A 20,404-nucleotide genomic window follows, 5' to 3' on the forward strand; every position below is an offset into this window, starting at 1 on the left:
GGTTTCTTTCCTGAGAAGGTAACACAGTGGCCGAGGCTCGAATAGGCTTCGGAAGGCGGTTTCCCAACCGGGCTGGGTACGAACGGAAGACGGCGCATGGGCAGGACACCGAAGGACTCGATCACGATCGCCGATGTCGCGCGGGCGGCGGAGGTGTCCAGGGCGACCGTCTCGCGGGTGATGAACGGGCGCCTGACCGTCGCTCCGGACATCGCCGAACGCGTTCGCGCCGCCGCCGACCGGTTGAACTACCGGCCCAGCGATCTGGCCCGCAGCCTGTCGCTCGGCCGCACCAACATGGTCGCGCTGGTCGTCCCGGATCTGGCCAACCCGCTGTTCCAGCAGGTCCTGCGCGGCATCACGAACGCCTCGGCCGCGGCCGGCTACCGGGTGCTGGTCGCCGAGACCGACGAGGACCCGGCCGCCGAGGCGGGGATCGCCCTGGCGGCGCGTCGACGCTGCGATGCGTTGATCATGGTGTCGCCGCGGCTCGACGAGGAGAGCCTGCTCGAACTGCTGCCGCAGGTCCAGCCGGTGATTCTGGTCAATCGGCCAGGCCCGGCCGAGATCGCCAGCGTCGCGGTCGACTACGGCCGCGCGGTGCGGATCGTGGTGAACCACCTGGTCGGTCTCGGGCACCGTCGGCTCGCGTTCCTGGCCGGTCCGCCGGCCAGTGCGTCCAACCAGGCGCGGCTGCGGTCGCTGGACATCGCGCAGCGGGAGATCCCGGATCTCGAGCTCGTCCGGCTGGACTGCGGCTGGTCGATCGAGGACGGGTACGCCGCGGTCGAGCGGGTGCTGGAGTCCCGCGTGACGGCCGTTGTCGCGTTCAACGATCTGGTCGCGTTCGGGTTGCTTGCCCGGCTCAACGAAGTGGGCGTCGCCGTACCGGCCGATGTGTCGGTCGCCGGGATGGACGACATCGGGTTGTCGCGGTTCGCCGTACCTTCGCTGACGACGGTGCGGGTTCCGCAGCAGGAGCTGGGGGAGCTGGCCTGGCGTCGGTTGTACGCCGCGATCTCCGGTGCGGATGCCGAAGTGGACGGCGTACCGGATCTTCGGCTGGCGGTGCGGGCGAGCACCGGTCCGGTGCCGCAGGCAACGCAGCCGACCGGGGATGCTCCGGGTGAGCGGGTCGGGTGGCAGCAGCAGGGGGACAGGTTCGTGCTCGGCGGCGATTCCTTGCCGCTCGCGCATTACGAGTTCGGGCGGCGAATGCCGCAGGTGCATTCGCCTCGGCCCTACCTGCACCCCGTGCGGACGCTCGGCGGTCACCCACTCACTGAGGTCAGCCCGGTCGATCACCGGCACCACTACGGTGTCTCGCTGGCCGTTGCCGGAGTCAACGGTACGTCGCATTGGGGCGGACGGACCTTCCTTCCGGACCGCGGACCGACGCTGCTCCCGAACCACGGTCAGCAACGCAGCCGTGGCGTCAGCGTCGACGGCAACACCCTGACCGACGAGGTCACCTGGTACGACGAACAGGGCCGCCCGCAACTCGCGGAGCGCAGGCTCCTCCGCGGAGCGCTGGCCGAAGGCGGCTGGCGCCTCGACTGGGAGAGCGTCTTCACCGCCCGCTACGGCCCGGTGCGCATCGACAGCCCGGCCACCACGGGCCGCGCCGGTGCCGGGTACGGCGGTATCTTCTGGCGCCTTCCAACGGTCGAAACCACAACTGTCCTCAGCGATTCCGGCGAGGGGACCGACGCGGCCTACGGATCGACCAGCCGTTGGCTGGCCTTCATCCAGCAACGTGCCGACGCTTTCACCACGCTGCTTCTGTTCCAGCCGGGTGATGTCCGCCCGTGGTTCCTACGCTCCGAGGACTACGTCGGTGCCGGTCCTGCCCTGGCCTGGGACGGCCCCCTGGATCTGCAGCCAGAGCAGGCGGTCTCGTTCTCCCTGAGCGCACTGCTCCTCGACCACCCGCTGGACTTGTCCCAAGCCCGCACCCTGATGGGTCGCCTGCTCTAGCCGAGAGACGCGATGCCCGTCGCTGGGGAGGACGCGAGGGCGGAGTGCCAGCGGCGGGGGACCCGGCCGGCCAGGCGGGCGGCGCGGCCGGCGGCGACCGCGTCGCGCATCGCGGCCGCCATCAGGGCAGGCTTCTCCGCGCGCGTGACCGGGGTGGCGAGCATGACCGCGTCACACCCGAGCTCCATCGCCAGCGCCGCGTCGCTCGCCGTACCGATTCCGGCGTCGACGATCACCGGGACGTTCGCGGCCTCGGCGATCAGCGCGAGGTTGTGGGGGTTGCGGATCCCGAGCGCGGAACCGATGGGCGCCGCCAACGGCATCACCGCCGCAGATCCCGCCTGCTCGAGGCGGCGGGCGAGGATCGGGTCGTCGTTCGTGTACGGGAGCACGGTGAACCCGTCGGCCACCAAGGTGTCCACGGCATCCAGCAACTCGACCGGGTCGGGCATGAGCAAGTGGTCGTCGGCAACGACCTCGACCTTGATCAGGTCGGTCTGCAAGGCCTCCCGGGCCATCCGCGCGGTGAGCACCGCCTCCGCGGCGGTGTGACAACCGGCTGTGTTCGGCAGCACTTCGATACCGTGCTTCACCAGTACGTCGAGGACTGAGCCCTCGTGGCCGGTGCCGAGCCGGCGCATCGCGACCGTGGTCAGTTGGGTGCCGGAGGCAAGCAATGCCTCCTCCATCACTTCCAGGTTGGCCGAACCGCCCGTACCCATGATGAGACGCGAGGTGTACGTCCGGCCGCCGAGCTCCAGTGGGTCGTCCATGTCAGCCGCCCTGTACCGCGCTGACGATCTCGACCCGGTCGCCCGGTTTGAGCGTGGTACCGGCCCACTCGCTGCGCGTGAGCACGGTCTGGTTGACCGCGACCGCGATCCCGGTGGTGCGGTCGGAGTACTCCTGGATCAGGTCGGCAACGGACTTCCCCGGTGCGACCGTGGTCTCTGTACCGTTCACCCAGACGGATTCCTGCATCGCTTCCTCCCTACGCCGGAATTACCCGATTCAGGTTCAGCGGTCGGCGACGCCGTACACAGTCGCCCTCTCAGCCCGCTCCGGTGCGAGCTCCCGCGGCAGTTCGACACTAACCACCAGAGGCGATCGAGACAACCCAGGCTCAGGCGATGCGGTTGGCCGTGAGCTCAAGGTGGAGGTCCAGTTTCTGGGCGACCATGAGGTTGACGGCCGCGTTCCAGCTCACCGACCAGCGCTTGCGCAGCAGCGGAAGCGACCCTGTGAACGCGACCCCATCGTCGGTGCCCGTCAGCTCCAGCGGTATGACGACCGGCCGCGTGGCGCCACGGATCGTGAGATTCCCCGTCACCGTGAACGTCGTCACACCGGTCTGGCTCACCTTCGTGGACCTGAACCTGATCGACGGATACGTCTCCGCGTCGAGGAAGTGCTCACGCAGCGCGGCATCCCGCCGCCGGTCGCCGGTCTGGATGCTGTCCGCCTGAATCGTCAGATCCGCCGTCGACCGGCTCGGATCCTCCCCATCCAGCCGAAGCACCCCATTGAACACCTCGAACTGCCCAGGAACCCGAGGCCCAACCGTGTGCCGCGCCGTAAACCCCAACCTCGACCGCGCCGCATCCACCGCGTAGTCCCCAGTCAATTCCTTCAACATCGTCGTCGTAGTCATACACGTACGACGAGACCGCCATCCGAACTGTCAGGCCTCAGGACCAGGCGGAGAAGGGCGAGGCTCGCAAGGGCGGCGACGAAGGTCGGGACCGTCCACCAGCCGAGGGCGTGGTAGAAGCGTACGGCGGTCCAGGAGCCGAGGCTGCCGGCGGAGTAGGCGCAGACCATGTACGCCGTGTTCATGGCGCTGCGCCGGCCGGGGTCGAGTTGGTACATCCGGGTGACGTTCGCGACCATCCCCGACTGCATCGAGACATCGAGGACGAGTACGCCGGCCACGAGGAGCGTGAGTCCCAGCGCACCACCGGCGTACGCACCCAGCATGAGTACGGCGGCGAGAACAGTTCCGACCAGGATCCAGGCCGTCACGGCATCCGGCGTACGGCGATCGACGATGCGACCGGTCCACGGGACGACGGCCATGGTGGCGATCGCGACCAGACTGATCCAGCCGAGTGCGCCGGCTCCGAGGCCGAAGGAATCCTGCAGGACGAGGACCAAGGTCGCCCAGGTGCCGGTGAAGCCCGCGAACGTACAGGCCTGGTAGAACGCCGATCGACGCAGACCGCTGCGCAACCTCAGCTGGTCGAAGGGCCGGCGCAGGTACTGCGGGAACTCCGCCGGCTCGACGTGCACCGGCACGGGCAGTCGAGTCCACGCGACCGCGGCGCACACCAGCGCCAGTACGGCGGCACCCAGGTAGGCGTACCGCCATGAATACTCCTCGCCCAGGAACCCGGCGATCGCGCGCGACAGGATCATCCCGGGGATGCCCACGCTGAGCAGGATGCTGTTGATGCTGCCCAATCGCCGCGAACCGGTCATGCCCGCGACGTACGGACCGATCACCGGCGATGCCACCGTCGCACAGCCCATCAGGAACGACGCGATCACCAGGACCGGCAACGACGGTGCCGCCGCGGCTGCGATCGCAAAGACCGCGACACCGGCGAACAGGATGGTCAGCAGCCGCCGCTGCGCCCCGGTGTCACCCAGCGGTACGACGGTCAGGATGCCAACGGCGTACCCGGCCTGCGGCGCGGTCACGACCAGCGCCGCGTCCGACAGCGGTACGTGCAGCGACGCGGCGACGGATGGCAGCAACGCCTGCGGGAAGTAGACAGTCCCGACGCCGACCGCCGAGCACACGGCCAGTACGCCGAGCAACGTCGTGCGCGGTCGCGCGTCGACGGCAATCTCGATACTCATGCCCCCGACTGTCGCGGGGCGTCGCAGCGGCCCGCGAACGATTTAGGATTGGGCTACATCGACAAGGGGGCAGGCGTGCTCACGTATGAGTTGACCTCGCGGGACCTTGAGGATGTCCGGTTCGCGGTCTCGCCGGCGGCCGAGACTGTGCTGTCGCTGCGGGCGTTGCAGGATCCGGGACGCTTCCCGCTTCAGCTGCCCTGGGTCCGGGCGGTTCAGCCACTGCTCGGGCCGTTGGACTTCAGCGTGTTGCGCCGGCTGGTCAACGACACGATGGGCAGTCCGGACTTCCTGACTCCGCGTCCGACGTCACCGCTCACCCAGATCGGCGACGAGCTCGACCTCATCGCCTCGGTCGATCGCGAGACCTTTGAACGCCAGCTCGTTGCGGTCAACGGTGAGGTTCCCGCCGAGCTGGCCGGGCCCGACGGCGTGACGAAGGTGGTCGACGCTCTCCGCGAGTACTGGCAGACCGCGATAGCGCCGTACTGGAATCGGATGCGCACGCTGCTGACCGCCGACATCAGCTATCGCGGGCATGTCGTCACCCAGCGAGGCACGGGCGTGATGCTGAACGAACTCGGGCCGGCGATCAGCTACGGCGACGGCCTGCTTCGCGTCGACCGCGTGAGCTACGTCAGCCGCACCGAAAGTGTCGACGGCCGTGGCCTCGTCCTCCAGCCGACCCTCTTCGGCCCGCACGCCGTGATCCCGATGGACGTCGGCGCCGATCCGATCCTCGGCTACCCGCCCCGCGGCCAGGCCACCCTCTGGTCGGTCGTCGACCCGCCGTCGCGCCGCGACCTGGCCCAACTCATCGGCACCGCCCGAGCCCGCATCCTCGAACTCCTCACCCACCCGCGCACCACCACCGACGTCGCCGCCGAACTCAAGGTCACCCCCTCCGCGGTCAGTCAGCAGCTCCAGCTCCTCCGCCGTACCGGCCTGGTCGAACCCCAACGCACCGGCAAACAAGTCCTCTACAAACCCACCCAACTAGCAGCCCTCCTCACCGGCACCGAAGCCGACTGACCCGGTCAGGTGACGGGTGGCGGGTTGTGTGCCGGCTGGCGGGTTGTTACGCGCCAGCGGTGAAACAACCCGCCACTGGGTCCGGCTATCGCTTCGAGCGGCAGACCTCGCCCTTGATCTCGGTGACGAAGTGGTCCACCTCCCAGTGCTGGCCGAGGTAGGCGTAGCCGGTCGCGCCTTCGTAGCGGCCGGTGCCGCCGGTGAACTGCTGGGTGCCGCCGGCGTGACCGGAGCCGGTGGTTGTGTTGACGTTCCCGATGCTCGTCTCGAGTGCGGTGAGCATCGCCCCGTCCTCGAAGGTGTAGGTGAGCGTGCCGGTGACCGGCCGCTGGTCGGGTGCCGTCGCCGGCGGCTCGCCGCGGGAGCCGAGGATGAACACGGTCGTCCCGTCGAATCCGTGGTCTCCGCGGACGAAGCCGGCCACGCACACCTGGGTCGGCGCCGGGCACCCCACGTCGACGACCTTGTCGTAGATCGTCGCTTCGACCTGCTCGCAGCGAGGGGACGCGTTGGCCAGGGATGTGCCGGCGATGACGCCGGCACAGGCGATGGCGATTGCAGCGATGCGCAGGGATCTCATCAGGCCTCCTGTGATGGATGTCCGCGGCAGCCTAGGAACGGTGCCGGTCCGGTGGCGGGGCCGATTCGAGCTGTTCTGCGCCAGTCCAATCTCGATCAGATAACGCGGCGCAGCGCGGCCAGCGCCTCCGGGATCAGGTCGGCCGGGACAGCGCCGTACCCGAAGACGAAACCGTTCGGTCCGGGACGATCGATACCCCAGCGCGAGATCGTCCCGAGGTTCACTCCCGCGGTGAGGGCGCGGGCGGCGAGCACGGTGTCACTCGGTTGTCCGGATGTCAGCAACGCGGCCATGTGCGTCCCACCGCTGGACTCGATCGGCTCGAGGACATCGGCGAAATCCTCGCGCAGAGTTCCGGTCAGCAGGTCGTGAAGACGTTCGTACGAGCGCCGCATCCGCCGGATGTAGCGGACCAGGTCGCCCTCCTCGATGAAGGCTGCGAGCGCCGCCTGCACGTGGCCGGCGGTGCCGTAGTCGGCGACGAACTTCGCGCGGCGGGCGGCTTCACCCAGCGTGCCCGGTACGCCGAGGAACCCGACCCGGAGCGCCGGCAACAGAGTCTTGGAGAAGGAACCGACGTACAGGACGCGACCCACCGCGTCGGTCGCCTGCAGGGGAGTGAGCGGACGTCCGGTGAAGCGGAACTCCGAGTCGTAGTCGTCCTCGACGATCGCCGCGTCGTGCTCGGCAGCCCACGCGAGCAGCGCAGTACGGCGTGACTCGGACAGCGGCATGCCGAGCGGAAACTGGTGCGACGGCGTCACGTACACCAACCGCGTCTCGGCCGGAAGCCGATCGACAACCAGCCCCTCGCTGTCGACAGGAACCCCGACGACACGCGCTCCATGCGCGAGGAATCCGCGGTACGCCGGCAGGTAGCCGGGATCCTCGATGGCCACCGTGTCGCCCGGTTCGAGCAGCACGCGCGCGGCGATGTCGAACGCCTGCTGCGCACCCGTCGTGATGACCAGTTGCTCCGGCGCGATCCGGACACCGCGGCTGACGACCAGATGTCGCGCGAGCGCATCACGCAGCCGGGCCGAGCCCGCCGGGTCTGCGTAGTTCACGTCGGTTCGAGTGCGCAGCTGATCATTGATCAACGCTCGCCACCGCGCGAACGGGAACTGGGTCCGCCCGGGGATACCAGGCGCGAAGTCGAACTCGGCATCCACGGTGAGACCCGGTACGGCGAACTGCTCGGCGCTCCAGAGCGACCGTGGCCGCAGCGGAGACGCGGGTGGCGCGGGTGTGGCGGGGACACGTTCCCCGGTGACGAACGTTCCGATCCCGGCCCGCGAGCGGATCAGGCCGTGCGCGGCGAGCCGCTCGTACGCCGCAACCACCGTCGCCCGCGACACCGACAACCGCTCCGCGAGCTCCCGCGACGACGGCAACACAGTCCCCGCTGGTAAGGCGTTGGTTCGGATCCGCTCGTGTAACTGTGCATAGATCTGCTCGGCCAATCCGCCCTCCCTGCCCAGATGCAGATGCAGATCCATGTCCGCATTCTCGCCATTGCCCGGCTCAACGGCTAACCTCTCGCCACCGGCAGCAGGCGCTCGACGAGGAGACCTCATGGCAACCTTCACCCAGTCCGACGACCTGAGGGGCGCGAAGTTCGTCGGGGCGGATCTGCGCGGTGCTCGGTTCGTGGAGTCTGACCTGTCCGGCGTGGTGATGCGCGGTGTGGACGTGGGGAAGGCGGACATCGACGCGCCGTGGCTCGCCGACGGTGAGAGCTTCTTCCGCGTCAACGGTGTCGACGTGATCCCGTACGTCGAGGCCGAGCTCGACCGTCGCTTCCCCGGCCGCGAGCTCCGGCGTGCCGAGGATCCGGACGGTCTGCGCGAGGCCTGGGATGCACTCGAGCGCACTTGGGCGGCGACAGTGGACCGCGCCGCGGCGATGCCGGCCGGCACGGTCGACGTGTCGGTGGACGGCGAGTGGTCGTTCGCCCAGACCCTTCGCCACCTGGTTCACGCCACCGACGTGTGGCTCGGTCGGGCGATCCTCGAGCTCGCACAACCGTTCCATCCCATCGGTCAGATGGACACCGCCACCAAGAACGATGGCGCGGACACGTCGGCCCTCACGACGATCGAACCGACGTACGCCGAGGTCCTCGAGGTCCGCGCGGGGCACGTCGCGATGGTGCGCGACTTCGTGGCCGCGGTGACACCGGACTCGCTGGCGGAGGCGCGCAAGAACCCGCACGCCCCCGAATACCCCGAGACCGTCCTCTCCTGCCTGCACGTAATCCTCCAAGAGGAATGGGAACACCACCGCTACGCCGTCCGCGACCTCAACACGATCGAGGCCGGCAGCTGAGGCCGGCAGCTGAGGAAGGCGCTGGCTGTTCAGGTGCGGTAGTACCGTGAGCAGGTGCTGTACGGCCGCGAGCGGGAGCGGGCCGAGCTTGCAACGCTCGTGGAGCGGGCGCGGGCGGGACGCGCAGGGGTGCTGGTTGTGCTGGGGGAGCCGGGGGTCGGCAAGTCCGCCCTGATGCACGATCTCGTCTTGGCGCAGCGAGCGGTTCCGGATGCTGACGCGCTACGGGTGCTGCGTACCACCGGTGTGGAATCCGAGTCGCCGATGCCGTTCGCTGCGTTGCACCGATTGCTGCGCCCTGTGGTCGATTACGAGCGGCTACCGGTTCCTCAGGCACGCGCGTTGCGGTTGGCGTTCGGGCTTGAAGACGGGCCGCCGGTCGAACCGTTCCTGGTCGGGATGGCGACTCTGTCAGTCCTGACCGACGCAGCCGAGGGCGGCACTCTCCTGTGCGTGATCGACGACGCGCAGTGGCTCGATTCGGCGTCGGCGGACGCGCTGTTGTTCGCGGCCCGTCAACTGGACGCTGACCCGGTCGTGATGGTGTTCGCCGCCCGCTACAGCGCCGGCGACGCGGATTTCAGTCCGCAGGGCCTGTCTGTGCTCGAGCTCGGTGGTCTCGAGGAGAGAGCAGCCCGTCAACTGCTGGGCCAGCGCAGCCCGGACGTTCTGCCAGACGAGGTCGCCGATCGGCTGGTTCGCGACAGTGGCGGGAACCCGCTCGCGTTGTTGGAGCTGCCAACCACTCTGAGTCCGGCCCAGTTGTACGGCGCGGCGCCGCTGCCGCAGCGAGTGACACTGACCGCGGGCCTGGAGCGCGCCTTCCTCGACCGGTGCCGCCGCCTGAGCAACGAGGTACAGACTCTGCTGTTGGTGGCGGCGGCAGACGACACCGGCCGGGCTGACACCGTGCGGGCAGCGGCGAGCCGTCTGGGTGCGCAGATCGACGCGTGGGAGGACGCCGAGCGGGCCGGTCTGCTGACAGTCACCGGTGACGCTGTTGCCGTGCGGCACCCGCTGGTTCGCTCTGCGGTGTACCAGGCGGCCACCAGCTTCGCGTGCCGTCGTGCGCACCTGGCACTGTCGGATGCGCTGCGCGACGATGACCCCGACCGGGCGACCTGGCATGCTGCCGCGGCGGCCGAAGGGCCTGACGAAAGGCTGGCCGAGGCTCTGTACCAGGTCGGGGGCCGCGCTGAGCAGCGTGGCGGGTACGTCGCGGCTGCTGCGGCGTTCGAGCGAGCTGCCGCGTTGACGGTCGACGGGCAGGCGCACGCGATGCGCTTGTTCGCGGCCGCCCGCAACGCGTGGGCCTCCGGGCAGGCGGTTCGTGCCCGGGCGCTGTGTGCCTCGGCCCGGCAGCTCGCTGGCGACGGTTTGCTGCGAGCCGACATCGACCGGCTGCGAGCGCGCATCGAGGTCAACGTTGGCTCTGCGAGCGATGCGCATCGCATCTTTGTCCAGGCAGCGCGCGCCGCCGCGGACCTGGACCTGAGCAGGGCCTTGGAGATGGCGGTCGCCGCCGCACTCACGCGCGCGTACGGCGGGGACAGCGGGGCAACCCTTGCCGACGGCACCGAAACCCGCTTGCTGGCCGCGACCTTGGCTGACCTGCCGCGCACTCGGTGCCTGCAACTACTCCTTGGCGCCCTCAGCGCCTCGGCTGCCGGTGATTGGTCGGAGGCGGCGGCCACCCTCGAGCGGGCCGTGCAAGCCGGGCGCCAGATCGACGACCTCGACGTACTGGGCAACCTCGGCAACACCGCCCTCAGCCTCGGCGACGACGAGGCAGCGCACTTCTTCTACGCAACCATGGTGTCCAGCGCTCGCGAAAGCGGTGCGGGCATGGCGGTGATCTACGGGCTGGAACGGCTCGCGTTCGCCCAACTCCTCGCCGGCCAATGGGCTGCGCTGCGCAGTTCGGTCGACGAAGCACTCACCTTGGCGCGCGGTGTCGGTCAACCCACGCTGACTGCCGCACCGCTGGCGTGGTTGACGCTGCTCGCTGCGTTGGCCGGAACCGACGACTACGACCACCACCTCGGACAACTCGACGCAGTGGTCGCGGCGCACTCGTTGGGGATCCTGACCGACCCCGTGCACGACCTCATGCGTTGGGCCAAGGGCACGAGGGCCACTGCCGGGGGAGACTCTGCCGCGGCACTGCACCACTTGGGCGCGATGCGTCTACCGGTGCTCCAGCGGATGGCCGCGGTGGACCGCGTTGGAGCGGCGACGCGAGCTGGCGATCTTGTGCTGGCACGGGCGTGGGTGGACGAACTCGCGCCGTTCGCCACCGCGACACACCGTCCTTGGGCACAGGCCGCTGTGGACCTCGGGCTGGCGCGCTGCGCGGACGCCGTACCGGCAGCAGAGCTTTACGAGCAAGCCCTCGGCCACTACCGGCATGCGGTCCGGCCCTACGACCACGCCAGAACACACCTGCTGTACGGCGAGTTCCTGCGTCGCACCAATCGTCGCGTCGACGCACGCAACCACCTGCGGTCCGCGTTGGAAACCTTCACCGACCTGGGCGCGCAGCCGCTGGCCGCCCGCGCCGCGCAGGAGCTGCGCGCGTCGGGGGAGACCGCTCGCAAACGCGACCCATCCACACTGCTGCGGCTCACACCCATGGAGACGAAGATCGCCCAACTGGTCAGCACGGGACTGTCGAACAAGGACGTCGCCGCTCAGTGCTGGGTCTCCCCACGCACAGTGGCCTTCCACCTGCGGAACGTCTTCGCCAAAGTGGGGGTCAGCTCGCGCGGAGAGCTTGCTCAACTCGGGCTCAGTTGATCGAACCCGGTCATTTGGCCGGCGCGAGGCCCTGGCCTGACGAGGACGGTGGAGACACCACCGAACCTCACTCAGGAGCTCGACATCATGACTACACAGACCCACCCGCATCACCCGGCGTCACAGTCCACCGGCCCTCGCAGGCGAAGGGCAAGCGTTGGTTGGATCGTGGCCGGCTCGTTGGCCGCCGGACTCCTCGCTGCCTTACTCCTCGTCGCTGCGCCATTCATCGCGCCAGAGCAAAGCGAGATCACCGGCGCAGTCCTGTGCGGATTCGCACTCGGCTGGGCCGTATTGGCCGTGCTGTCGGTGCGCTTCACCGATCAGCCACAACGCTGGGCCTCGGCTCCCGCACTGTTCATGGGACTGGGTGGTCTCGTCCTAGTCACGTTCGGCTCCCCGGCGTACGACGTACTCCGCTGGATCTGGCCTCCCACGCTGTTGGCGTTGGCGGTCTGGATGATCGTTCGCATCCGTCGACAGCTTCGTAGCCCGAGCAGACGCTGGCTGCTCTACCCCGTGATCGCAATGCTGGCTCTTGCCTCGATCGGCGGCGGCTACGAGACCCTGCGGGAAGCCGCGGATGTCACGGCGTACCCGATGCCCGGTCAGTTGATCGACGTTGGCGGACACAGCCTGCACCTGAGCTGCACCGGCTCGGGCACTCCCACGGTCGTGCTCGAAGCGGGCGGTGGCGAGATGTCTTCGAATCTCGGGTGGATCGCGCCGGCCGTCGCACGTGATACCCGGGTCTGCGTCTACGACCGTGCGGGCCGCGGATGGAGCGAGCCTGCTGACACGGCCCAGGACGGCTTGCAGGTAGCGACCGACCTGCACACGTTGCTTCAGCGTGGACACGTCCCAGGTCCCTACGTGCTGGCGGGCCATTCGTTCGGCGGCCTCTACGTGCTCACCTTCGCTGCTCGCTACCCCGCCGACGTCTCCGGAATGGTGCTGGTCGACTCCACCGCACCCGCGACGGCGGCGAAACCTCGGGCAGCATCGTCCGGGGACGTCATGGGTCGTGTCTCCGCACTGGTCTCGGTCTCGGCTCGAGTTGGTCTTGCCCGGCTGTACGGCCAGGGTTCCTTCGGCAGCCTGCCACGGCGTTCCCGGGACGAGGTACGCGCCAGCGGCGCGACCGAAGGCACTCTTCGCAGCACGATCGACGAGTACGTCCAGGCGGCCGCCTCGGTGCAGCAGGCAGCATCTCTGCGTGACTTCGCAGGCAAGCCCTTGGTCGTCCTGACCGCCGGTACCGGATCCGATGCCGCCTGGTCAGCAGCACAGGACCACCTGGCCACCTTGTCGACCAACAGCGTGCACCGCGTCATCGATGGTGCTACCCACGAGGCACTGGTCGCGGACGAACAGTACGCCGCCACCACCACACAAGCGATCCTCGATGTCGTCTCATCGGTCCGCGCGAAATGATCATGAATTGTCAGGACGATCGTGCCAGGATGCTCGGCATGTCTGGTCGCGCGTTGAGCTTCGGAGCAATGGCGGAAGCGTACGAGCGGTTCCGGCCGGGATATCCCGTCGAGCTTTTCGACCGGGTGATGACGTACGCCGGTCAGCCGGTCCGGACTGCCCTCGAGATTGGTGCTGGGACCGGAAAGGCAACCCGCCTGTTTGCCGAACGAGGGGTCGCGGTCACCGCGACCGAGCCCGACAATGCCATGCTCGCCGAGTTGCGTCAGCATGTGCCGGCGAACGTCACGCCACTGCGAGCCGCGTTCGAGGACCTGCGACCAGGCGAGCGCTACGGGTTGGTCTATGCGGCCGCGGCGCTGCACTGGACGAACCCGGAGGGCCGGTGGTCGCGGATGGCCGCGCTGTTGGAGCCGGGTGGCGTCTTCGCGTCGTTCGGTGGACCGGTCGGTCTGGCTGATCCGGCGGTGGAGGAGGCGGTTCGCGTGGCCCGGGCGCCGTTCTTGGAGAGCGACGACATTCCGTCTCCCGATGGGACGCCGCCGGAGCATGCCATGCAGTGGCCGGGTACGGAGCTCCAACGGTCTGAGTGGTTCAGCGACGTTCAGCAGCTGGTGATCGAGCGGCGCTGGACGATGAGTGCGCGCGACTACGTCGGCCTCCTGTCGACGATCTCGGCGTACCTCGAACTGCCGGCCGCAGTCCAGGAACAAGCCTTTCGCCACATCCTGCAGGTCCTGCCAGAGACGGTCGAGATCGCCGCCGACCTGACCATCCATCTCGCGCGGGCGGCAACTGTCCGTTAGGTGCGTCAGAGTGGGGAGATGAGAACCGCGAAAGATGGAGCAGGCCGATGAGCCGCGAATTCCAGGTCACCTTCGACGCCCACGATCCGCGGGCGCTGTCGTTCTTCTGGCGCGACGTGCTGGGCTACGTTCACCCCGGCCCGCCCGGTGTCGAACTGCCCGAGGGCGCCGACCCGCTGGCGGCGTGGGACGAGTTCCTCGAGCGCGTCGGCGTACCGGTGGATCAGCGCAACACGCGTTCGGCCCTCGAAGACCCCGATGGTGACGGTCCACGGTTGTTCTTCCAGCAGGTGCCCGAGGGCAAGGTCGCCAAGAATCGCGTCCACCTCGACGTCCGCGTGGCCCCCGGTCTCGAGGGCGACGAACGGATGGCAGCCCTGGAGTCCGAATGCACCCGCCTGGTCGCCCTGGGAGCCCACCGAGTACGCCGCTTCGACCCCCAGCCACCACTGGCCCTCGGCACCATCACCATGACCGATCCCGAAGGCAACGAATTCTGCCTCGACTGATCCAGTCAACGGGGACACAGTCCTAGCCGCCGCCGGCCGCGGGTGGTAGTTCCATCGAGGCTCGTAGTTCTGTCAGTGGTGTGTAGGGGACGGTGATGATGCCGCGGGTGGGTCGGTCGAGGTCGAAGGTGACCAGCAGCAGGAGGGAGACGAAGACGGCGGCGAGCATGATGGGTAGCAGGCCACGGCCGAGCACGGTGAGGTAGAGGCCGAGCAGTCCGAGTGCTACTGATGCGCCAACGACTTCGAGGATCAGGACCGATGTGGGGACGCGGTTGCCGAGTGCTGCGACGCGTGAGGTTTGGCTGTCGATCATCGAGTTCAGGCTGTCGACGTACAGGCGTGGGGCGCTCGCGACGGGGGCGTCTCGCAGCGCGTCGTCGGCCAGTGCCCACAGTTGACGCTGGATGGCCCCGCCGGCGGCGACGACGCGTTGGGCCTCGGCAGAGCCCGGCCGGGTGGTCGACAGGCGGATTTCCAGGTCGGTGTAGCGCTTGAGCAGTTCCAGTGATTCGCTGCGGACGGGCTCTGACAAGGTCTGTGCCCGGAGGTAGGTGGTGCCGATCGCGTTCGTCTCGGTGACCAGTTCGACCCGCCGGGTCTCGTAGCGGCCTACCGCCATCGTCAATCCGAAGGCGAGGATGAGCGCGACGAACCCGAGCAGTGCCGCTTGGGTGACTCCGATCGGCTCTCGCCAGGACTCGTGGTGACCGCGCAACCGCCGCCCTACGAGCACACCGATGGCGCATGATCCCAGCACGATCAGGAACAGGATGAGAGCGAGCAGCGGGCTGGGAAGGGTGAAGAACATCCGTACCCCCAAACAAGGCGGCCTCGCTGGACGCGCGCCTTGAGTGTGGCCTCGGCGAGCGCGCCGTCACATCCTCCAGGCCGGATGACCGGGAACAGCTTCAGATGCCCTCAGCGAACGCGCTCCGGATGCTGTCCCCTCACGAATGGTCGCGTACGCGGTCGAGTCGGGCGGGCTGGTCATACGGGTCCCATGAACGAGAGATGTGACGGGATGTCGAGACCGGCGGGCCGGCTCCGTCTCAGAGGTAAATGCGGTCAGCGTGACCGCAGCATCGCACGGGACGGAAGGACAGTCATGCGAACGCTCATAGTCCAGCAGTGGGTTACCGTCGACAACATCGCCGCGGAGGAGGACGGTGGCCTCAGCTTCGTGTCGGGGGAACCGTTCGGCGACGAGATCACCGAAGACCCCTTCAGGGACAGCCTGATGGGCTTCATCGACTCGGTCGACACGATGATTCTCGGCGCGAACACCTACGCCCAGTCCAAGGACTACTGGCCGTACGCCGGGGATCAGGGCGTGTACGGCGAGAAGCTCAACAACCTCACCAAGTTCGTCGTGTCGTCGAAGCTGGATGACGCGCCCTGGGGCGACTTTCCCGCCGCGACCGTGACGCGGGCCCCGGTCGCCACCATCGGGGAGCTCAAAGAGCAGACCGGCAAGGACATCTGGCTGTGGGGGAGCCTGAGGCTCATGCACTCCCTGCTGGAGACCGGCGTCGTCGACGAAATCCGGATGCTGGTCTGCCCGGCGACCCGCGGCAAGGGAACGCGCGTTTTCGAGGATCGTCAGAACCTGAGGCTGGTCGAGGCCACCTCGTTCGACAACGGCGTGGCGCTTCTGCGCTACGACATCAAGAAATAGGCGGAAAGTCCGCACTGTCGAAGAGTCGGCCGCCGGCGATGCCGCTCGTTCGGGCATCGGCCGGCGTCCACTCTTCAGCTACCGAATACCGGTAAACGGAGTCAGACGTGATTTCGTGGCACGAACCATGGCAAGCGGGTGCCGCCCGGGCGCGCGTGAGCGATCCCGCTGGTTCGCTGTGAGCCGTTACCTGCGGCGGGACACACGCCGCGCTGTGCGGCGCCCGGTCCGGCGCGCGACCCTGCGTGATCCAAGCATCGGGTTCTCCTCCTCCCTGTGCGATGGCGAACGACGGCCGCCCGGTCAGCCGGCGGCGCCCGCGGTTTCCATCTCGTGCAGTTCCTTGGCTTCTTCAGCCGATACCAGCCCGATCTCGACGAGGTCCAGTGGGCTGATGAAACCGTCGCCGATGCGGAAGCCTCCGGCCCGAGCGATGGCATCCCGCAGCGGCACGGCCCAGTGGTGCTCCAGCAGGATGAGCGCCGCGGCGGAGTCGTTCGGGATGTCCTCGAGCACATCCCAGGCGTCCTCCTCGCTGAACACGCCCATACCGCCCTGCTCGGCAACCGCTTCCGCGCCGGCTTCGGCGCCGGCCTCCATGCCCTCTTCGCCCTCGAAGCCCAAGCCGATGAGCGCCCCGATCTTGCTGCCCAGCTCGATCGCTTCCTGCTCGGTCAGGTTGCTGAGATGCTCGGCCTCGATGTCGCCGTCCGCGGTCTTGTAGACCGCCAGCGAGTCGATCACGCGGACGGTGTCGCTCGCCCGGAGCCGTTCGAGTTCGGCGATGACCTCACCATGGAAGTCTGGGTGCTGGAACCCCAGCACGATGAGCTGTACTGGCCCGATTGCCATGTTCCACTCTCCCTCTCCTCTCCTGAGCACCCGCTCACAGCCGCAAAGCCAGCTCGGGTAGCGGTCCATGAGCACTGTCAGGAGGAATCCATTGGCTCCACCCCACACTGGTGCGCGCGTCACCATTGCGCGTCATCCAGGACGGATGAGCGGCCTCGCCACTGTTCCGGACACACCCCAGCCGCGGCCGCACCGACTGCACCGGAGTCGTCACGCTCAGACTCTCCGGCTCAACCATCGGTGGGGCCTACGTGGTGCAGACGGGGGCTGGTGTGGACTGTTTGGTGAGGAGGAACTGGTCCGTCGCGTCCCGGGCGCAGTCGGAGCTGTAGTAGGAGGTGTGCCCGTCGCCGAGGCGGGAGAGGACGCTGCTGCCGTGGATCTGGGCGGCCAGGCCGAACGCCCACTGGTAGGAGACGGACGGGTCGTGCGTTGCGTGGACGATGAGGGTGGGCACGCCCTTCACGTTCAGGCTGCGCACCGGGTTGGCGACCTTGAAGGGGTAGCCGATGCACAGGCCGCCCTGCCAGAACTCCGAGGCGCCCTGCAGGTGCGGCGCCAACTGCCGGCCCATCTCGATGCGCTGCTGCATCTCGGCGAAGGTGTGGATGTCGGACACGTAGTCACCGCAGTGATTCGCTATCCGGGAGAACAGGAAGTCGGTCGGTCCCGCAGGTGGCGGGAAGGCGAAGAACTGCGCGTCGCCGGCGACGGCTCGCCTGAGGACCTCCGAGAAGACGGGCCAGGACAGCTCGCCCGCGAGTACGTTGGGTGTCTTCGCGGCGAGCCAGCCGGGGGTGTTCATTCGGATGTCGTCACCGGTGACGGGGCGCAGGGCTCCTTCGACCGGGATCGGATTCCGGTCCGCGCTCCGGACGAGGTTGTCGTAGACCGCGCGGACGTCTTGACCCCGCAAGACGCAGTCGTCGGCGGTGTCACACCAGTCGGCGAACCGTTCGAACGCCTCCTCCACGGTCTTGGCCGCATCGGCGATCAGTTGCACGTCCGGGCTGCTGTGGTCGAGAGCAGCGTCCAGGACCATTGCTCGCGTGCGCTTCGGGAACAACTGGGCGTACTGCGCTCCGACCTGCGTGCCGTAGGACAGCCCCAGCCAGTTCACCTTCGAGACGCCGAGCGCGATGCGGACCGCCTCGTGGTCGCGTGCGACGCTCACGGTGTCTGCGTGCAGGAACAGTGGTCCGGTCTGCTGCAGGCAGCTCTTCGCGAGCGCGCGATTGTGTGCGACCATCGCGTCGAACTCTCCCTGCGTGCGCGGGAAAAACGCGTAGTCAGGGGTCAGCGCCGGTACGCCGCAGCGGATCGGCGTACTTCCACCGACGCCTCTCGGATCGACGCCGACGATGTCGAAGCGAGCCCGCAGCGTCGCGGAGAAGAACGTCTCGGCGGCAATGACGTTGTCGACAGCGCCGTCGCCCGGGCCACCGGGGTTGTAGAACAGCGTGCCGATCCGGTGCGCAGGATCATCCGCGGGACGGCGAGCCACCGCCACAGTGATCTTCGGACCCTTCGGAGCCGCCCAGTCCGCAGGCACTCGCAGCGTGCCGCACCGGACCACAGCCGATCCCGGACAAGGCTTGAAATCGATGTGGTACGGCGACGTCGCGGTATCGGACTGTGCCGCCGACACGAACGTCGTCGAAAGAAGTAGCCCTGAACCCAGGACGGCCAGCATTTTGCGAATTCGTCGGATATCCATTGGAATCCCCACCCCCGTTTCGACCCTCCTCGCCACCCACGACAGAGTCAAGACGAAGGTGCAGTCTGGTTATTGCCCCGACATTTGAACCAAGGAGCTCTCATGGATGTTGGTATCGGTCTGCCGTCCACGATTCCGGGTATTCGCGCCCGGCTGATCCTGGATTGGGCGCAGGCTGCCGAGCAGGCCGGGTTTTCCACCCTGGGGACGCTCGACCGGTTGGTGTACGGGAATCTGGACGCAATACCGGCGCTGGCCGCCGCGGCGGCGGTGACCAGCCGGATCGGTCTGACGACGGCCATCATGATCGGCCCGTTCCGGGGCAACGGCGCCTTGCTGGCCAAGCAACTGGCCACCGTGGATCGGCTCTCCGACGGCCGGTTGACGGTCGGTATCGCGGTCGGAGCACGGCCGGACGACTTCGAGGCGACGGCGTCGCCGTACGAGAAGCGTGGAAGGGCGTTCGACTCGCAACTTGCGGAGATGCGGGCGGTGTGGGCCGGTGAGCCGCGGGGGTACGCCGGTGCGATCGGGCCGGCCCCGGCACAACCAGGCGGTCCGCCGCTGCTCATCGGTGGTGGCTCGCCCGCCGCCTTCCGCCGGATGACGCAGTACGGCGCCGGCTGGATCCTCGGCGCCGGCGGTCCGGACGCCTTCGCGGCGGCAGCTGACACGGCCAGGGGCGCTTGGCGCGAGGCGGGACGGGAAGGCGAGCCGCGCCTGGTCGCCATCGGCTACGTGAGCCTCGGCGACGACGCCGAGGAGCACGCACGGCGCTACCTCGGCGACTACTACAGCTTCGCCGGCCCGTACGCCGAGCGGATCATCGCCAACGCCCTCACCACCCGGCAAGCAGTCGCCGACGCCGTCACCGGCTTCGCCGCCGCAGGCTGCGAAGAGCTGATCCTGTTCCCCGCCAACCCCGACCTCCACCAGATCGACCTGATCGCCGCCGCAACCGGCCTGACCTGAAGGCCGGCCGGGATCAGCGGGTTCGGGCTACCTTGCGGGAGGCAACGGCCAGGTAGGGGCTCACGACCTCGCGGAACAGGTCGCTCGGTGGGAGGCCCAGTTCGCGGTCGAGCATGTCCCGGAATCGTTGGTAATGGTTGATGGCCTCAACAAGGTCGCCGTTGTCCAGGTGGATCTCGACGATGGTGCGGTGCGCGCTCTCGTGCAGCGGCTCGATGCTGATCGCGGCCCGCGCGGCCTGGAGGGCCTCGTGGGTACGCCGTTGCCGTCGGCGCCGGTTCGCGAGGGCGTCGAGCGCGCCCAGCCGCAGGTACTGCAGTCGCTCGCGGGCGGCCAGCACCCAGTCGTCGTACCACCCAGGGAGCAGTTCCGAGGAGTGCAGTACGACGAGAGCGGCGTCTTCCGCCTCGTCGGTGCCGCGGTCCGGGTCGTCGCGGATCAGCAACTCGGCGCCGTCGAGGAAACGGTCGACGTCCACGACGACGTCGACCGCCAGAGACAGCGACGAGTCGCCGATCTCGAGCACCGGCGGTACGCCGGCATGCCGGTGCCGCAACCGCCACAGGACCGCGCGAAGGCGGGCGGCCGCGACCATGTCGGTGCAGTCCGGCCACAGCGTCGCGGCCGTGTGGGTCCGTGCGCAGCGGCCGTTGAGGGCCAGGAGCGCGATGAGGTGCTGCGGACCGGCCGGCAGATCGATCGGTTCCACCGTCTCGGCCGGCTGGTCGGCAACGGTCAGGAGCCAGTCGCCGAGCAACTGAAGTCGAAGATCACTCTCTAACAACGTCCGCACCGCACGGCCTCCCCTTCGGGGTGCGACGGCGCGCGTCAAACGAGCCTGCCCCCCGGCTGTGTTGCTCG

General features: G+C 68.4%; 19 protein-coding genes and 1 riboswitch. Of the genes, 9 read left to right on the forward strand and 10 right to left on the reverse strand.

Annotation, left to right across the window (positions count from 1 at the left end):
* Positions 1-96: 96 nt before the first annotated feature.
* On the forward strand, positions 97-1,977 hold the full coding sequence (locus ACIBG5_RS10385; RefSeq protein ID WP_396391244.1) for a DUF6807 family protein: 1,881 nt from the start codon (positions 97-99) through the stop codon (positions 1,975-1,977).
* Here ACIBG5_RS10385 and ACIBG5_RS10390 read toward each other — a convergent pair.
* The 4 genes from ACIBG5_RS10390 to ACIBG5_RS10405 all read right to left on the reverse strand — a co-directional run bounded on the left by ACIBG5_RS10390 (position 1,974) and on the right by ACIBG5_RS10405 (position 4,839).
* Entirely contained in the window at positions 1,974-2,750 is a 777-nt protein-coding gene (locus ACIBG5_RS10390) for a thiazole synthase (protein ID WP_396391245.1), read from the reverse strand. The genes ACIBG5_RS10385 and ACIBG5_RS10390 overlap by 4 nt on opposite strands.
* A gap of 1 nt (position 2,751) precedes the next feature.
* The gene (gene thiS, locus ACIBG5_RS10395; protein ID WP_360442968.1) at positions 2,752-2,958 is read right to left on the reverse strand and encodes a sulfur carrier protein ThiS; all 207 of its coding nucleotides are present in this window, start codon (positions 2,956-2,958) and stop codon (positions 2,752-2,754) included.
* A riboswitch (TPP riboswitch) is annotated at positions 2,949-3,065 on the reverse strand. It overlaps the preceding gene by 10 nt.
* Positions 3,066-3,100: 35 nt before the next feature.
* Positions 3,101-3,628, reverse strand: coding sequence for a YceI family protein (locus ACIBG5_RS10400; protein WP_396391246.1), 528 nt, complete (start codon positions 3,626-3,628; stop codon positions 3,101-3,103).
* Positions 3,625-4,839 (reverse strand): MFS transporter, encoded by a 1,215-nt coding sequence (locus ACIBG5_RS10405; RefSeq protein ID WP_396391247.1) that lies wholly within the window; start codon positions 4,837-4,839, stop codon positions 3,625-3,627. Before ACIBG5_RS10405 ends, ACIBG5_RS10400 begins: the two co-directional genes overlap by 4 nt.
* Before the next feature lie 75 nt (positions 4,840-4,914).
* On the opposite strand from ACIBG5_RS10405, the gene ACIBG5_RS10410 reads away from it, so the two are divergent.
* Positions 4,915-5,871 (forward strand): DUF5937 family protein, encoded by a 957-nt coding sequence (locus ACIBG5_RS10410; protein WP_396391248.1) that lies wholly within the window; start codon positions 4,915-4,917, stop codon positions 5,869-5,871.
* Positions 5,872-5,956: 85 nt separating this feature from the next.
* Here the strand turns inward: ACIBG5_RS10410 and ACIBG5_RS10415 are convergent, their stop codons facing one another.
* Positions 5,957-6,451: a hypothetical protein gene (locus ACIBG5_RS10415; RefSeq protein WP_396391249.1), complete on the reverse strand. Its 495-nt coding sequence runs from the start codon at positions 6,449-6,451 to the stop codon at positions 5,957-5,959.
* A 95-nt stretch (positions 6,452-6,546) separates the two neighbouring features.
* Positions 6,547-7,950 carry a PLP-dependent aminotransferase family protein gene (locus ACIBG5_RS10420; RefSeq protein ID WP_396391250.1) on the reverse strand — a complete coding sequence of 468 codons (1,404 nt, stop codon included), beginning with the start codon at positions 7,948-7,950 and terminating at the stop codon, positions 6,547-6,549.
* A 76-nt stretch (positions 7,951-8,026) separates the two neighbouring features.
* Between ACIBG5_RS10420 and ACIBG5_RS10425 the strand changes: the two genes are divergently transcribed.
* The 5 genes from ACIBG5_RS10425 (at position 8,027) to ACIBG5_RS10445 (ending at position 14,324) form a co-directional block, all read left to right on the forward strand.
* Positions 8,027-8,779 carry a DinB family protein gene (locus ACIBG5_RS10425; protein ID WP_396391251.1) on the forward strand — a complete coding sequence of 251 codons (753 nt, stop codon included), beginning with the start codon at positions 8,027-8,029 and terminating at the stop codon, positions 8,777-8,779.
* A 54-nt stretch (positions 8,780-8,833) separates the two neighbouring features.
* Entirely contained in the window at positions 8,834-11,575 is a 2,742-nt protein-coding gene (locus tag ACIBG5_RS10430; protein WP_396391252.1) for an AAA family ATPase, read from the forward strand.
* Between the two features lie 168 nt (positions 11,576-11,743).
* Positions 11,744-13,009 (forward strand): alpha/beta fold hydrolase, encoded by a 1,266-nt coding sequence (locus ACIBG5_RS10435; protein WP_396391253.1) that lies wholly within the window; start codon positions 11,744-11,746, stop codon positions 13,007-13,009.
* A gap of 68 nt (positions 13,010-13,077) precedes the next feature.
* The gene (locus ACIBG5_RS10440; protein ID WP_396391254.1) at positions 13,078-13,815 is read left to right on the forward strand and encodes a class I SAM-dependent methyltransferase; all 738 of its coding nucleotides are present in this window, start codon (positions 13,078-13,080) and stop codon (positions 13,813-13,815) included.
* A gap of 47 nt (positions 13,816-13,862) precedes the next feature.
* Positions 13,863-14,324: a VOC family protein gene (locus tag ACIBG5_RS10445; protein WP_396391256.1), complete on the forward strand. Its 462-nt coding sequence runs from the start codon at positions 13,863-13,865 to the stop codon at positions 14,322-14,324.
* Positions 14,325-14,346: 22 nt separating this feature from the next.
* Here ACIBG5_RS10445 and ACIBG5_RS10450 read toward each other — a convergent pair whose 3' ends face one another.
* Positions 14,347-15,135 (reverse strand): hypothetical protein, encoded by a 789-nt coding sequence (locus tag ACIBG5_RS10450; RefSeq protein ID WP_396391257.1) that lies wholly within the window; start codon positions 15,133-15,135, stop codon positions 14,347-14,349.
* 297 nt (positions 15,136-15,432) lie between these two features.
* On the opposite strand from ACIBG5_RS10450, the gene ACIBG5_RS10455 reads away from it, so the two are divergent.
* Positions 15,433-16,002 carry a dihydrofolate reductase family protein gene (locus ACIBG5_RS10455; RefSeq protein ID WP_396391258.1) on the forward strand — a complete coding sequence of 190 codons (570 nt, stop codon included), beginning with the start codon at positions 15,433-15,435 and terminating at the stop codon, positions 16,000-16,002.
* A gap of 303 nt (positions 16,003-16,305) precedes the next feature.
* Here ACIBG5_RS10455 and ACIBG5_RS10460 read toward each other — a convergent pair whose 3' ends face one another.
* Both ACIBG5_RS10460 and ACIBG5_RS10465 read right to left on the reverse strand, forming a co-directional pair.
* Positions 16,306-16,923 carry a hypothetical protein gene (locus tag ACIBG5_RS10460; protein WP_396391259.1) on the reverse strand — a complete coding sequence of 206 codons (618 nt, stop codon included), beginning with the start codon at positions 16,921-16,923 and terminating at the stop codon, positions 16,306-16,308.
* 178 nt (positions 16,924-17,101) lie between these two features.
* On the reverse strand, positions 17,102-18,571 hold the full coding sequence (locus ACIBG5_RS10465; protein WP_396391260.1) for an alpha/beta fold hydrolase: 1,470 nt from the start codon (positions 18,569-18,571) through the stop codon (positions 17,102-17,104).
* Positions 18,572-18,673: 102 nt separating this feature from the next.
* Here ACIBG5_RS10465 and ACIBG5_RS10470 point away from each other — a divergent pair, with 102 nt between their 5' ends.
* Positions 18,674-19,543 (forward strand): LLM class flavin-dependent oxidoreductase, encoded by an 870-nt coding sequence (locus ACIBG5_RS10470; protein ID WP_396391261.1) that lies wholly within the window; start codon positions 18,674-18,676, stop codon positions 19,541-19,543.
* Positions 19,544-19,556: 13 nt separating this feature from the next.
* Here the strand turns inward: ACIBG5_RS10470 and ACIBG5_RS10475 are convergent, their stop codons facing one another.
* Entirely contained in the window at positions 19,557-20,336 is a 780-nt protein-coding gene (locus tag ACIBG5_RS10475) for a BTAD domain-containing putative transcriptional regulator (protein ID WP_396391262.1), read from the reverse strand.
* Positions 20,337-20,404: the final 68 nt, after the last annotated feature.

Origin of the sequence: Kribbella sp. NPDC050241 (genome assembly GCF_044459685.1) — a bacterium.
Taxonomy (GTDB): Bacteria; Actinomycetota; Actinomycetes; order Propionibacteriales; family Kribbellaceae; genus Kribbella.